At 37.7% G+C, this 13195-nt stretch carries 12 protein-coding genes; 6 read left to right on the forward strand and 6 right to left on the reverse strand.

What is annotated here, in order from left to right; all coding sequences use genetic code 11:
* The first annotated feature begins 32 nt into the window (after positions 1-32).
* On the forward strand, positions 33-1019 hold the full coding sequence (locus LB454_RS06490) for a DUF1028 domain-containing protein (protein WP_224463796.1): 987 nt from the start codon (positions 33-35) through the stop codon (positions 1017-1019).
* A gap of 3 nt (positions 1020-1022) precedes the next feature.
* Positions 1023-2048, forward strand: a complete 1026-nt coding sequence (locus LB454_RS06495) for an isoaspartyl peptidase/L-asparaginase family protein (RefSeq protein WP_224463797.1) — start codon at positions 1023-1025, stop codon at positions 2046-2048.
* Here the strand turns inward: LB454_RS06495 and LB454_RS06500 are convergent.
* The gene (locus tag LB454_RS06500; protein WP_224463798.1) at positions 2045-4075 is read right to left on the reverse strand and encodes a thioredoxin domain-containing protein; all 2031 of its coding nucleotides are present in this window, start codon (positions 4073-4075) and stop codon (positions 2045-2047) included. The genes LB454_RS06495 and LB454_RS06500 overlap by 4 nt on opposite strands.
* Before the next feature lie 169 nt (positions 4076-4244).
* Here LB454_RS06500 and LB454_RS06505 point away from each other — a divergent pair, with 169 nt between their 5' ends.
* Together LB454_RS06505 and LB454_RS06510 are read left to right on the forward strand one after the other, a co-directional pair.
* Entirely contained in the window at positions 4245-4937 is a 693-nt protein-coding gene (locus LB454_RS06505; RefSeq protein ID WP_224463799.1) for a CoA transferase subunit A, read from the forward strand.
* Positions 4938-4984: 47 nt separating this feature from the next.
* Positions 4985-5638 carry a 3-oxoacid CoA-transferase subunit B gene (locus LB454_RS06510; RefSeq protein ID WP_224463800.1) on the forward strand — a complete coding sequence of 218 codons (654 nt, stop codon included), beginning with the start codon at positions 4985-4987 and terminating at the stop codon, positions 5636-5638.
* A gap of 72 nt (positions 5639-5710) precedes the next feature.
* Here the strand turns inward: LB454_RS06510 and LB454_RS06515 are convergent, their stop codons facing one another.
* The 5 genes from LB454_RS06515 to LB454_RS06535 form a co-directional block, all read right to left on the reverse strand.
* Positions 5711-5986, reverse strand: coding sequence for a F0F1 ATP synthase subunit epsilon (locus tag LB454_RS06515; RefSeq protein ID WP_224463801.1), 276 nt, complete (start codon positions 5984-5986; stop codon positions 5711-5713).
* A 14-nt stretch (positions 5987-6000) separates the two neighbouring features.
* Positions 6001-7509 (reverse strand): F0F1 ATP synthase subunit beta, encoded by a 1509-nt coding sequence (atpD, locus tag LB454_RS06520; protein ID WP_224463802.1) that lies wholly within the window; start codon positions 7507-7509, stop codon positions 6001-6003.
* 122 nt (positions 7510-7631) lie between these two features.
* On the reverse strand, positions 7632-9479 hold the full coding sequence (gene glmS, locus LB454_RS06525) for a glutamine--fructose-6-phosphate transaminase (isomerizing) (protein ID WP_224463803.1): 1848 nt from the start codon (positions 9477-9479) through the stop codon (positions 7632-7634).
* Positions 9480-9488: 9 nt separating this feature from the next.
* Positions 9489-11060, reverse strand: a complete 1572-nt coding sequence (locus LB454_RS06530; RefSeq protein ID WP_224463804.1) for a DUF4270 domain-containing protein — start codon at positions 11058-11060, stop codon at positions 9489-9491.
* Positions 11061-11064: 4 nt separating this feature from the next.
* On the reverse strand, positions 11065-11886 hold the full coding sequence (locus LB454_RS06535; RefSeq protein WP_224463805.1) for a glycogen/starch synthase: 822 nt from the start codon (positions 11884-11886) through the stop codon (positions 11065-11067).
* 109 nt (positions 11887-11995) lie between these two features.
* Between LB454_RS06535 and panC the strand changes: the two genes are divergently transcribed.
* Positions 11996-12841: a pantoate--beta-alanine ligase gene (gene panC / locus LB454_RS06540; RefSeq protein WP_224463806.1), complete on the forward strand. Its 846-nt coding sequence runs from the start codon at positions 11996-11998 to the stop codon at positions 12839-12841.
* 4 nt (positions 12842-12845) lie between these two features.
* On the forward strand, positions 12846-13193 hold the full coding sequence (gene panD, locus LB454_RS06545) for an aspartate 1-decarboxylase (RefSeq protein ID WP_224463807.1): 348 nt from the start codon (positions 12846-12848) through the stop codon (positions 13191-13193).
* Positions 13194-13195: the final 2 nt, after the last annotated feature.

Genomic DNA, 13195 nt, shown 5'->3' on the forward strand with positions numbered 1-13195 from the left:
TTATAATATATAAATTTAAAAAAAATATAAGAATGTATAAAATTCTCTTAGTGGGTTGTTGTGCTCTTTTTTATGTAAAGACATCTGCACAAAAGCCTGCAAACTCAGATAAATTTGCTCACACTTTTTCTATTGTCGCCCAGGACCCTGAAACAGGGGATATGGCAGTAGGCGTTCAAAGTCATTGGTTTTCTGTTGGCACGGCAGTACCCTGGGGAAAATCTGGTGTTGGTGTGGTCGCTACCCAGTCTTTCGTAAATCAACGCTACGGTTATGAAGGTTTACAACTGATGGAAAAGGGCCTTTCTGCTCAAGAAGCATTGGACCATATAAAACAAGAAGACGAGGGAGCAGCTTTTAGACAAGTGGCTATGCTCTCCAAAGACGGTTCTATTGCTGCATTCACTGGAAAAAAATGTGTGGATGCTGCTCTTCATCTGGTAGAAGATACTTATAGTATACAGGCTAATATGATGGAAGATGACAATGTGGTCTATGCCATGAGAAAAGCATTTGAAGAAAATGACTCTCTCAAACTTGCAGAACGTGTTGTAGCTGCAATGAAAGCAGCTCAAGCCAGTGGCGGTGATATAAGAGGGAAGCAATCTTCTGCCCTTATTGTAGTTGGAAAAGAAGCACCAGAACAGCCCTGGGAAGACAAAAAAATAGACCTGAGAGTAGAAGATCATAAAACCCCTGTTGAAGAACTTTCTCGTCTTCTCAATAGCAAAAGAGCATATGAATTTATGGAAAAAGGGGACCTAGCTATGGAAAATAAGGATGCGAGATCTGCCCTGGAGGCTTATAATGCAGCGGAAAAGCTTCTCCCCTCCAACGATGAGATCAAATTCTGGAAAGCTGTTGCTTTAGTCAATTCTGACCAAGTTAAAATGTCAATACCTATATTTGAACGTTTATTTATGAAAGATAAGCGGTGGCAAAGGCTTTTAAAGCGATTGCCTTCCTCCGACTTGATAAATATTGATAAATCTGCTTTAGACTACTTATTAAACTTATAACTTATGAAATACACAATTTTACTACTTGCCAGCTTTTTTCTTTTGTCGTGCCACGATTCACCTAAAATCAGCAAAGAAAAGAATCCACCTAAAACGCCTAAATTCGGGATTGTCATCCATGGCGGAGCTGGGGTCATCAAGAAAGAAAATATGACAGACTCTCTTCAAAAAGCTTATGAGGAGAAACTTGAGGAAGCCATCAGCGTGGGTCATAAAATCCTTGAAGATGGGGGTACCGCCTTAGAAGCAGTACAAAAAACCATCAACGTTATGGAGAATTCACCACTCTTCAACTCAGGTAAAGGCGCTGTTTTAAACGCAGATGGTATTGCCGAATTGGATGCCTCTGTCATGGATGGAAAAACTAAAAATGCTGGAGCTATTTCTGGTGTTCAGCACATTAAAAATCCTATTGATTTAGCTTACAAAGTGATGAATGAATCGGATCACGTGATGCTAAGCGCTTCCGGAGCTGAGGAGTTTGCAAAACTCCATGACATTGAATTTGTGGAGAATTCCTATTTCATCACTGAAAATCGAAAAAAAGCTCTGGAATCTTCTAAAGCCAAAGAACAAGGCGTCTCTGCAAATGAGTTTTACCTAAGTAACGAAAAATACGGAACTGTTGGCTGTGCCGCGCTAGACCAAGACGGTAATCTAGCTGCAGGAACTTCTACTGGAGGGATGACCAATAAAAAATTTGGGAGGATTGGAGATTCACCAATTATAGGTGCTGGCACTTATGCCAACAATAAAACCTGCGCTATCTCTGCTACAGGTCATGGTGAATTTTTTATTAGAAACGTAGTTGCACACGATATTTCAGCAATGATGGAATACCAGGGAATTAGCCTGGAACAAGCTGCCAAAAGGGTTATTCAACAGAAATTGACAGATCTTGGCGGAACTGGAGGTATCGTTGGTATTGATCACAAAGGGAGAGTAGTTATGGAATTTAACACCCCTGGCATGTTTCGAGCTACAAAAAATGTAAAAGGCGAAACTACCATCAAAATGTACAAGGACTAATGTTTTTGAGATTTCAACTGTTGTTTTGCAGTTTCAACATGAGTTGTTGGCTGTTGGCAGGTTTTGTTTTCACAGACATAAATTAAGGTCTCATCTGGATACTTAGGGAGTTTGTGGTTTAATAACTCCAAGTTTTCTGCTTGTCCTCCAAGGAAAATACAGTTACTTTGAAAATTGGATTGAAGTTCAAGTGCTTTAGCTTGAGCTTTATCTCCCATAATGGCCACCTCGTAAAAAGGAAAGGTCATCCATCCATACAGAATTTGCCAATTCGCAAAATAAGGTCCAGATTTATACAATTTCGATTCTACTTGCTGCAGCATTTTCTTGGACGTATCAATATAGTGTTCATTATTATAAAACTTACCAAGCAGAAACAAGGATTTGGCTAATGAAGAATTGGACGCCGGAATCACGTTATCGTTGATTTCATAGGTTTTAGATATAAGCTGTTCTCCATGTTTAGATGTATACTGAAACATAGGAGAAGCGTCTTCTTTAAACTCTTTAAAACAAATCTCAGCTAGTTGTTTTGCTGACTCGAGATACTCAATTTTGAAGGTAACCTGATACAACTGAATAAGGGCCTCCACTGTGAAGGCATAATCTTCAAGAAAGCCTGTAATAGATTTTCCGTTTTTATACGTTCTCAAGAGTTTTTTTCTATCCGGAAATCTGGATTTTAAAAGAAATTCTATAGTTGATTCTGCTAAGTCCAAATGTTCCTTATCATGCAAAGCCGTGTATGCCTGTACAAGACCAGAGACCATCATGGCATTCCAGGACGTAATAATTTTATCATCCAGTGCTGGACGGATTCTTTTTTGACGATACTGATGTAATTTGTCTTTTAGGTTTTGAAGATCTAACTCAAACGAAACACTATCCAGGTCTTGAGACTTTGCATATTCCTGTGGTGATTGCTGGGCAAACAAAATATTTTTGGATGTTTCCCAATTTCCTCGTTTGGAAATGTTGTAGTACTCTTCAATAAGTTTCAATTCTTTTTCAGAAAGTAACTCTGATAGTTCTGAAAATGTCCAGACATAATATTTGCCTTCTTCACCTTCACTATCTGCATCCAATGCTGAATAAAATCCTGCTTCAGGATGTATCAATTCCCTTTTCGTAAACTCAACAGTTTCAGAAATTACCTTTTTGTAAAGAGGTTTTGGAAGCAGTTTAAAAGTATTGGCATACAAATTCAGGAGCAAGGCATTATCGTACAACATTTTTTCAAAATGCGGTGCAAACCACTTATCATCGACTGAATATCTAGAAAACCCACCTCCAATCTGATCATAAATTCCGCCTAAAGCTATCTCGTCTAGTGTTTTAGTTAAAGCCTCTGCAGCAAAATGATCTTCAGTTTTCTGGTAATATTGCAATAAAAATTGCCAGGAATTCGCCATTGGAAATTTAGGCGCTCCTTTAAATCCTCCATTTTCCAAATCAACCATCTTCTGCCAGTTCATTATAAAATCTCTGTAATTGGAGTTTTTGAAGATGTTTTTCTCTTCCACATGAGAAAGCTCTTGTGATAACTGAATGCCTTCAGTTAACTTTTCTGCTGTGTCCAGCAATTGCTCGTAGCTGTTTGAGTAAGCTCTAGCAACATTAGATAAAACTTTCTTCCAATTGTCTTTTGGGAAATAGGTAGCTGCATAAAAAGGCCTGCCGTCGGGAAGCGCAAATGCATTAAGTGGCCAGCCTCCACGTCCAGTAAGCATTTGTGCGGCTTCCATATAAATATGATCTATATCTGGACGCTCTTCCCTGTCGATTTTAATACAAACAAAATGCGCATTCATCAGCTCGGCTACCTTTTTGTCTTCAAAAGATTCATGAGCCATCACATGGCACCAATGACAAGCCGCATAACCTATGCTTATCAACAATGGCTTACCTTCCTTCTTAGCCCGCTCAAGTACTTCTGGACTCCATTCTTCCCAGTGTACTGGATTGGAAGCGTGTTGCAACAAATAAGGACTGGTTGCGTACTGTAAATCATTTTCTTTATGAGCCATCTCAACTTTTTTTTGAAAATTACATAATATTTATCCCTTCTGAATTTAAAGTCGTCTTAAAACTAATACTTCGAGAAAATACCTATACCTTAATGTAACTTTCAGCTTCAGACTTTTAAAATTGGAAAGCGATTTAAAATTCTGTATTTTCAACCTAAATAAATAAGCAATGATCAATAAAACTGTAAATAACGTAACCGAAGCACTGGAGGGAGTTCAGGACGGAATGACCTTCATGCTTGGCGGCTTTGGCTTGAGTGGTATTCCCGAAAATTCTATACAAGAACTCGTTAAGCGTAACGTTCAAAATGTGACTTGTATCTCAAACAATGCAGGTGTCGATGATTTTGGTCTTGGTTTGCTCTTAAAAAAGAAGCAAATCAAGAAAATGATTTCTTCTTATGTAGGAGAAAACGCAGAATTTGAACGCCAGATGCTAAGCGGTGAGCTGGACGTAGAATTAATTCCTCAGGGAACACTTGCCGAACGATGCAGGGCAGCTCAAAATGGAATTCCCGCTTTCTATACTCCTGCAGGCTATGGAACAGAAGTCGCAGAGGGTAAAGAAGTGAGAGACTTCAACGGTAAGCCTCATATCATGGAAAAAGCTTTTGAAGCGGATTTTGCCTTTATAAAAGCCTGGAAAGGAGATGAAGCAGGCAACTTGATTTTCAAAGGAACAGCGAGGAATTTTAATCCAGTCATGTGTGGCGCAGCTAAAATCACAGTTGTAGAAGTTGAAGAACTCGTGAAGCCAGGTGAGCTGGATCCAAATTTTGTTCATATTCCAGGAATTTTTGTTCAGCGAATTTTTAAAGGAGAAAAGTTTGAAAAGCGAATAGAGCAGAGAACGACGAAATAAGTCAATTTGGAAATTTGAAAAATTCTCAAATCATAAAATTAAACAACATGTTAGATAAAAACGGAATTGCGAAACGAATTGCTCAAGAAGTACAAGATGGATTTTACGTCAATCTTGGTATTGGAATACCTACTCTTGTTGCCAATTACGTCCGTGATGATATAGAATTGGAATTCCAAAGTGAAAACGGAATTTTGGGTATGGGCCCTTTCCCCAGGGAAGAAGAAGTTGATGCAGACTTGATTAATGCAGGTAAGCAAACCATCACCGCCTTACCAGGAGCTAGTTTTTTTGACTCGTCAATGAGCTTTGGAATGATACGTGGACAGCACGTAGATTTAACAATTTTAGGCGCTATGGAAGTTGCTCAAAATGGAAATATTGCCAATTGGAAAATCCCCGGTAAAATGGTTAAAGGCATGGGAGGAGCAATGGATCTGGTTGGTTCTGCCAAAAACATCATCGTAGCTATGATGCACACCAATAAAGCAGGAGATTCTAAATTGCTAAAAACCTGTTCACTTCCTTTAACGGGTGTTGAATGCGTTACCAAAATTGTTACCAATCTGGCCGTTCTGGATATTGTAGATAAGAAATTCAGACTTCTAGAACGCGCGCCAGGCATAAGTGTAGAAGACATACAAAAAGCAACAGAAGGAGAGTTAATTATAGAAGGAGACATTCCCGAAATGTCAATTTGATATAATGGTTTATAAAACAAAAAAGGCTAATCAATAAGATTAGCCTTTTTTGTTTAAAATAAGTTTGATAAGCTAATCGATAAGGATTACCACTTTATTGTCCTGAAGCTCAATGACGCCACCTGAAATATCAAAATACAACTTGGATTCATTCTCATAGAATTTGTCTTTGGACCCTTTAGGTAAATTGACAGAGGTATCTAATTTGATAGCCCCTTCTTTAAGAATTGAAACCACAGGGGCGTGATTGTCTAAAATCTGAAACTCTCCATTAATACCTGGAACACTCACAGATTTCACCTCATCACTAAGTATAATTTGTTCTGGACTAACTATTTCTAAATGCATTGAATTTTATTTTTCTAGTCTTCTTGTAGCATTTTTTCTCCTGCCTCGATAGCTTCTTCGATAGATCCTTTCAGGTTGAAAGCAGATTCTGGAATGTGATCAAGTTCACCATCCATAATCATATTAAATCCTTTGATGGTTTCTTTAATATCCACTAAGACACCTTTAAGTCCTGTAAATTGTTCTGCCACGTGGAATGGTTGTGAAAGGAACCTTTGTACACGTCTTGCTCTAGAAACAGACAATTTATCTTCTTCAGAGAGTTCTTCCATACCCAGAATGGCGATGATATCTTGCAATTCTTTATACTTCTGTAATAATTCCTTGACACGTTGTGCACAATCGTAATGATCGTCTCCAAGTATGTCTCTAGTTAAAATCCTTGAAGTAGAATCCAATGGATCTACCGCAGGATAGATACCAAGTTCAGCAATTTTTCTAGATAAAACTGTTGTTGCATCCAAGTGAGAGAAGGTTGTCGCTGGAGCCGGATCTGTTAAATCATCCGCAGGCACATAAACCGCTTGTACAGAAGTAATTGACCCTTTTTTGGTAGAAGTAATACGCTCTTGCATCGCACCCATCTCGGTAGCTAATGTAGGCTGGTAACCTACTGCAGAAGGCATACGACCTAGCAGTGCAGATACTTCTGAACCTGCTTGTGTAAACCTGAAAATATTATCAACAAAGAAAAGAACATCTTTACCTTGAGCTTCGCCAGCACCATCACGGAAGTATTCCGCAATTGTAAGACCAGATAAAGCTACTCTAGCTCGCGCCCCAGGAGGCTCGTTCATTTGTCCAAACACGAAAGTCGCTTTAGACTCTTTCATTCCTTCTTTATCGACTTTCTTCAAGTCCCATCCGCCTTCTTCCATAGAATGCATAAAGTCGTCTCCGTACTTAATAATGCCAGATTCTAGCATCTCGCGAAGCAAATCATTTCCTTCTCTTGTACGCTCACCAACTCCTGCAAATACAGAAAGACCACCGTGGCCCTTGGCAATATTATTAATCAATTCCTGAATAAGTACTGTTTTACCAACACCTGCACCACCAAATAATCCAATTTTACCCCCTTTTGAGTAAGGCTCAATCAAATCGATTACTTTAATTCCTGTAAAAAGAACTTCAGTTGATACAGCTAAGTCTTCAAATTTTGGTGCATCTCTGTGAATAGACATTCCATCTTTTCCAGACTTTGGAAGATCTCCAAGTCCGTCGATAGCATCTCCAGTTACATTGAACAGTCGACCGTATACATCTTTGCCAACTGGCATTTGTATTGGACTACCTGTACTGAGTACTTCTACTCCTCGACTTAAACCGTCTGCAGAATCCATCGCAATGGTTCTTACAGAGTTTTCTCCGATATGAGATTGTACTTCAAGAATGAGGTCTGCTTTATTTTCACGCTTTACTTCCAAAGAATCGTAGATTCTTGGTAAGTCTTTAGTGTTTTCGAATTCTACATCGATAACTGGACCAATAATTTGAGTAATTTTACCTTTAACTTTAGACATTATCTAAGGACTTTATTTATTGAATTTTCTAAGAAAATCTGTATTTAAAATTTTTTGCAAATATATATTATTTAAATAAATCTTTTATTGCAATATGCTTTTTTATAAATAATTGATTTTATCTATTCTACTGTTACAGATTTAGCAAGATTTCTAGGCTGATCTACGTTCTTACCTAGCATAACTGCAATGTGATAGGAAAATAACTGCAAAGGGATGGTTGTGAGTAAAGGCGTGAGTGCCTCAAAAGTTTCTGGAACTTCAATGACATGATCTGCCATATTCTTCACTGATGTATCGCCTTCTGTAACAATAGCAATGATTTTACCTTTTCTGGATTTAATTTCCTGGATATTGCTCACTACCTTTTCGTAATGACCCTTTTTTGTAGCAATCACTACCACAGGCATCTGTTCATCTATAAGAGCAATAGGTCCATGTTTCATTTCTGCAGCAGGATAACCCTCTGCATGTATATAAGAAATTTCCTTGAGCTTAAGTGCACCTTCAAGGGCGACTGGGAAGTTATAGCCTCTGCCTAAATAAAGACAGTTTTTCGCGTTTTTATAAACGTCTGCAACTTCAATGATATGTTTGTTTGATTCTAAAGCTTTTTCAATTTTAGAAGGAATCAATTCCATCTCATTCAAATACATATGGTAGTCTGAATTTGAAATTGAACCTTTAGCTTTTCCAAGTTTTAAGGCTATTAAACTCAAAATTGTAATTTGAGTAGTAAATGCTTTTGTAGAAGCTACACCTATTTCTGGTCCTGCGTGAGTATAAGCTCCAGCGTGAGTTTCTCTGGAAATGGATGAACCTACTACATTACATACTCCAAAAACAAAAGCACCATTTTCTTTTGCCAGCTTTATAGCTGCCATTGTATCTGCTGTTTCCCCACTTTGAGAAATAGCGATAACTACGTCATCTTTGTTGATGACTGGGTTTCTATATCTAAACTCTGAAGCGTATTCCACTTCTACTGGAATTCTCGCCAGGTCTTCAAAAATATATTCTGCAACTAATCCTGCATGCCAGGATGTTCCACAGGCAACAACGATAATTCGCTTGGCATTGAGAAATTTCTCAAGATTATCATCCACCCCTGCCATCCTAATAATTCCCTGATCTGCCAGCATTCTGCCACGATAAGTATCTTTGATAGCACTTGGTTGTTCATAGATTTCTTTGAGCATAAAATGCTCATAACCAGCTTTTTCAATTTGGTCCAGATTCAATTGAAGTTTTTGAACGTAAGGGTCTACCAGAGTATCGTCTTGAATTTTTCTCACCTTGACATGCTTACCTAATCTCACTACAGCCATCTCTCCATCCTCAAGATAAATAGCATTCTTGGTATACTCTATAAATGGTGAAGCATCTGAAGCTATATAGTATTCATCATCACCAACACCAATTGCCAGTGGGCTTCCGAGTCTTGCAACTACAATTTCATTTGGTTTAGTCTTATCAAAAACAGCGATAGCATAAGCACCAATCGTTTGGTTAAGTGCAATCTGGACTGCTTTACCCAATTTCACCTCCTCGTTGGTCATGATATCTTCAATTAGGTTGACAAGCACCTCAGTATCTGTATCGGAAGAAAATGAATATCCCCTGTTTTGAAGTTCAGTTTTTAAAGATTCATAATTTTCTATGATCCCATTATGGATAATTGCTAAATTTCCTGAATTTGAATAATGGGGATGAGAATTCACGTCATTGGGTTCTCCATGGGTTGCCCAACGTGTATGGCCTATTCCTACTGTGCCTTTTAAAGGTATATCAGCTTCACACTTTTCTTGCAGGTCGGCTACTTTACCTTTGGTTTTACAAATATTGAGATCTTTACCATCGTAAATTGCAATGCCGGCGCTATCGTAACCCCTATATTCCAAGCGTTTCAAGCCCTTCAGTACAATTGGATAAGCTTCTTGTTTACCAATATATCCTACAATTCCACACATAATAAAGTATTAGTTAGTTTCAGTATAAATAATTCTAAGTTTTAGTCTTTTGGATTGATCTGCAGACCGGTTTCCATGAATAACAATTCCACGTGGAGTTTCCATCATGCTTCTAGGTACATTTTCAGATATTCCAAGTTCTGGGTTTCTGGTCCTGACTAAGCTCGAATTTTCAACATTATTGGTTACATACAGTCCTAATTTTACGTTTGTAGAATCCGTATTATCTTCATTAAGAATATTTGTGATAAAAGAAGTCAACCTGATTCTATAAAACAAATCTCCGTTTTCATCCTCTCTTAACGGACCAAGATGCACTTGCCTTGACTGACCTGGATTATTATCAGAGGCGGTTGGATCTCTTATAAAATCCTCTAAGACTTCCTCATCATCTAAATTAAAAAGAAACACTCTATTAATTCTATTTTTGGAAGTTGTAGCAATTTCCTCATTTAAGTAAAGGTCTAAGTTTGCTTCATTGATTAACCAGTTATTAGACCTTAACTCTTCCAATTCATCTGAAACTCCATTTCCATTAGAATCCGGACCAGAAAATAGCTCAATAACCCCAGAAGACCCTTCACCTCCTTTGAGGTAAATGTTCTCTTCCCCTTCTTCTGTATTTTGACTGGTAAGATCCACATTGAAATCATTCTCATAAAGATTCAATTTGGTTCCATTAAAATTTAAAGCAAATTCACTGTAAGTAGTTATGATTTCGGTTTCCCCATCATCATTAACTTCTTCAGTTTCATTGCGGTAATAAATAGTAATATTTGCATCTTCATTTTCAAGGTCAAACATAGACATACTCAAGACTGGCTGCTGTTGCTCAGCTTCAATCATGTATCCACGGAGAAAGTTTCTAAAAGCTGTATTACTAGCTAAAACTTCTGGGCTAGCATTCAATACTCTTTCTTCAAAATGTTCAATTGGCATTTGGATTCGGATCCGTGGAGACAAGCTTAACGTATCGGCTACTCCTTCTTCATTTCTTTCAAACAAAATCACTGGCTCAGTCAAGTCTGAAGGTTTTATTACCTGAGAGGAAACAACTGTATCTGTGCTAATGTTTGGACGAAATTCTTCTAACTGATCGGTAAAATAAAGCTGGTTGTCCTGGAAATCTCCATCTTCTCCAGGATCTAATTCTCTCAAAAACTGATTGGACTGAAACATGTTGATTCTGAAACTCCCATCGCCATAAACCGAATCCAGCTCATATTCATTTTGCTGAACTTGCCTACTAAAAAAAGGCAGAGTCATCACCACAGAGTCGATTATAGGGTTTTCGCCGAAATCTGGTCTAGTTTGAGAAAGATTCACCTGGGTTAAGATTTTTGCCTCAGACAATCCGTAAACTGGATCAGCATATTTACCCAATAATAAATTCCTGAAACCATTGGTCCTGATGGAATTATGCTTTTCGCTGTATGCAATTACATTTTCTGATTCATAAGCAGGCTGGACTTCAATACTGTTGATAAAGTCTGTTCCAACTTCAGAATACTCATTTTCACAAGAAAGTAGAAAGGATAGTACTATAATAGAAGCTAAACTCCTTAATGCAAATTTCGACATAAAATTAATCTTCTTCTTCGTTTAAAATATCTCTTAGATAGTAAGTTTGGTAAGCATTTGCCATTTCTTCACGCTTAACGTAAGGAAGCGTTGGCAATTCTGATTTTTCGATATAAGCCTTCAAGTCGTCAGAAATTTCCTGGCTTCCTATCACTAATCCATCAGAATTATCAATTGCTACTTTCAAAATATTATCGTGGGTTGGGTAGTCTAGATGAGCTACTGCATCATCTTCAATACCATCAAACAATACTTTCTTTTTCATTTCTTCATCTAACGTTCCTTCAAAACTTTGATTGTACAAAGAGGTTACAATTTTTGCTTCAGAAAACAAAGGCTCATTACCATAGTAATGTCTCAGATACATTGGCAGCAATGAAGACATCCAACCATGAACATGAATGATATCTGGAGACCAGTTCAGTTTTTTAACTGTTTCTATGACTCCCTTTGCAAAAAAGATGGCGCGTTCATCATTATCATCAAACAGTTCTCCATCTTCATCAGAAAAAGTTGCCTTTCTTTTAAAATAATCTTCGTTGTCAATAAAATAAACCTGCATTCTTTCTTTAGGAATGGAAGCTACTTTAATGATAAGCGGCATATCCAAATCGTTGATTACTAAATTCATCCCAGAAAGCCTAATCACCTCGTGCAACTGATGTCTACGCTCATTGATGTTACCAAATCTTGGCATAAAAATACGGGTTTGACCACCCGCTGCGTTGATTAATTTAGGAGCTTCAAAAGCTGCCGAAGAAATGTCATTTTCTGGCAAATAAGGAACAACCTCAGATGAAACGTATAGTATGCGTTTATCTTTCATAAAATTCTTACATTAAAGATTAATGGCAAAAAGTTGGCAAATTTACAAAAATTTATGCGGATTCCCGTGAAAATATTAATATTGCAAATCCAAAACAGATACACTACTCGTGGTTATAAATTCGAAATCCTCTCTCCAAGAAACTTTAGAGATTGCTAAAAATGAAGGAAAAACAATAGGACTTGTACCCACTATGGGGGCGCTGCATGAAGGCCACCTTTCCTTAATCAATTTTGCATATTCGCATTGCGATATCGTGGTAGTGAGCATTTTTGTAAATCCTACTCAATTTAATAATTCTTCAGATTTGGAGAAGTATCCAAGAAATGTAATCAAAGATGCCGAATTTCTAAAAGCACACAATGAAAAAACCATTGTCTTTACTCCCGAAGTTGAAGACATATACGATGACAAAGTTGAAGCCGAATCTTTTGAGTTTGGAAATTTCGTCAATCATATGGAAGGCGAATTTAGAACGGGTCACTTTGATGGGGTTGGGAGTGTTTTAAAACGACTTTTTGACATTATAAAGCCTCATAAAGCCTTTTTTGGTGAAAAAGACTATCAGCAACTGAGAGTTGTCAAAAAACTTGTTGAAATCACAGAGCAAGATGTAGATATTATTGGGTGCCCAACAAGTCGAAATGAATTTGGACTGGCGCAAAGCTCCAGAAATTTTCGTCTTAGCGAAGCGGAATTGAAAGAAGCTGAACTGATTTATGAAGCTCTTATGAAAGCAAAACATATGTTTGGCAAAAATTCCATAGAAAGTATTGAAAATGAGGTTGAGCAAATGTTTAAATCTAATCCACACTTCGACCTTGAATACTTTTCTATAGTAAAAGAAAACGATCTGATCCCTACCAAAACTAAAGATTCTAATTATAATTATAGAGCATTTATCGCCGCATTTCTTGGTGAAGTGAGACTGATTGATAATATGGCTCTCAATTAAGACTATGCAAATACATCTTATAAAATCAAAAATTCACCGCGTTACAGTAACGGGTGCCGACCTCAACTATATCGGAAGCATAACCATAGATGAAGACCTTATGGATGCTGCCAACATTGTAGAAGGGGAAAAAATACAAGTGGTTAATAATTCCAATGGAGAACGCCTGGAGACCTATGCCATCCCTGGTGGCAGAGGTAGTGGTGAGATCACGTTAAATGGCGCAGCAGCAAGGAAAGTTTCCCCTGGAGATATTCTTATCTTGATGGCTTACGCTATCATGACTCCCGAGGAAGCAAAAACATTCAAACCAAAACTTGTATTTCCAAACGATAGAAATTTATTGAATTAAAA

The sequence above is a fragment of the Psychroflexus montanilacus genome, assembly GCF_020164535.1.
Taxonomy (GTDB): Bacteria; Bacteroidota; Bacteroidia; order Flavobacteriales; family Flavobacteriaceae; genus Psychroflexus; species Psychroflexus montanilacus.

Excerpts from the sequence above, each read along its gene's own strand:
- panD (WP_224463807.1), top strand. The coding sequence starts at position 12,846 with ATGCAAATACATCTTATAAAATCAAAAATTCACCGCGTTACAGTAACG.
- glmS (WP_224463803.1), bottom strand. The coding sequence starts at position 9,479 with ATGTGTGGAATTGTAGGATATATTGGTAAACAAGAAGCTTATCCAATT.
- LB454_RS06510 (WP_224463800.1), top strand. The coding sequence starts at position 4,985 with ATGTTAGATAAAAACGGAATTGCGAAACGAATTGCTCAAGAAGTACAA.
- LB454_RS06515 (WP_224463801.1), bottom strand. The coding sequence starts at position 5,986 with ATGCATTTAGAAATAGTTAGTCCAGAACAAATTATACTTAGTGATGAG.
- LB454_RS06495 (WP_224463797.1), top strand. The coding sequence starts at position 1,023 with ATGAAATACACAATTTTACTACTTGCCAGCTTTTTTCTTTTGTCGTGC.
- LB454_RS06535 (WP_224463805.1), bottom strand. The coding sequence starts at position 11,886 with ATGAAAGATAAACGCATACTATACGTTTCATCTGAGGTTGTTCCTTAT.
- atpD (WP_224463802.1), bottom strand. The coding sequence starts at position 7,509 with ATGTCTAAAGTTAAAGGTAAAATTACTCAAATTATTGGTCCAGTTATC.
- LB454_RS06490 (WP_224463796.1), top strand. The coding sequence starts at position 33 with ATGTATAAAATTCTCTTAGTGGGTTGTTGTGCTCTTTTTTATGTAAAG.
- LB454_RS06500 (WP_224463798.1), bottom strand. The coding sequence starts at position 4,075 with ATGGCTCATAAAGAAAATGATTTACAGTACGCAACCAGTCCTTATTTG.
- LB454_RS06505 (WP_224463799.1), top strand. The coding sequence starts at position 4,245 with ATGATCAATAAAACTGTAAATAACGTAACCGAAGCACTGGAGGGAGTT.
- LB454_RS06530 (WP_224463804.1), bottom strand. The coding sequence starts at position 11,060 with ATGTCGAAATTTGCATTAAGGAGTTTAGCTTCTATTATAGTACTATCC.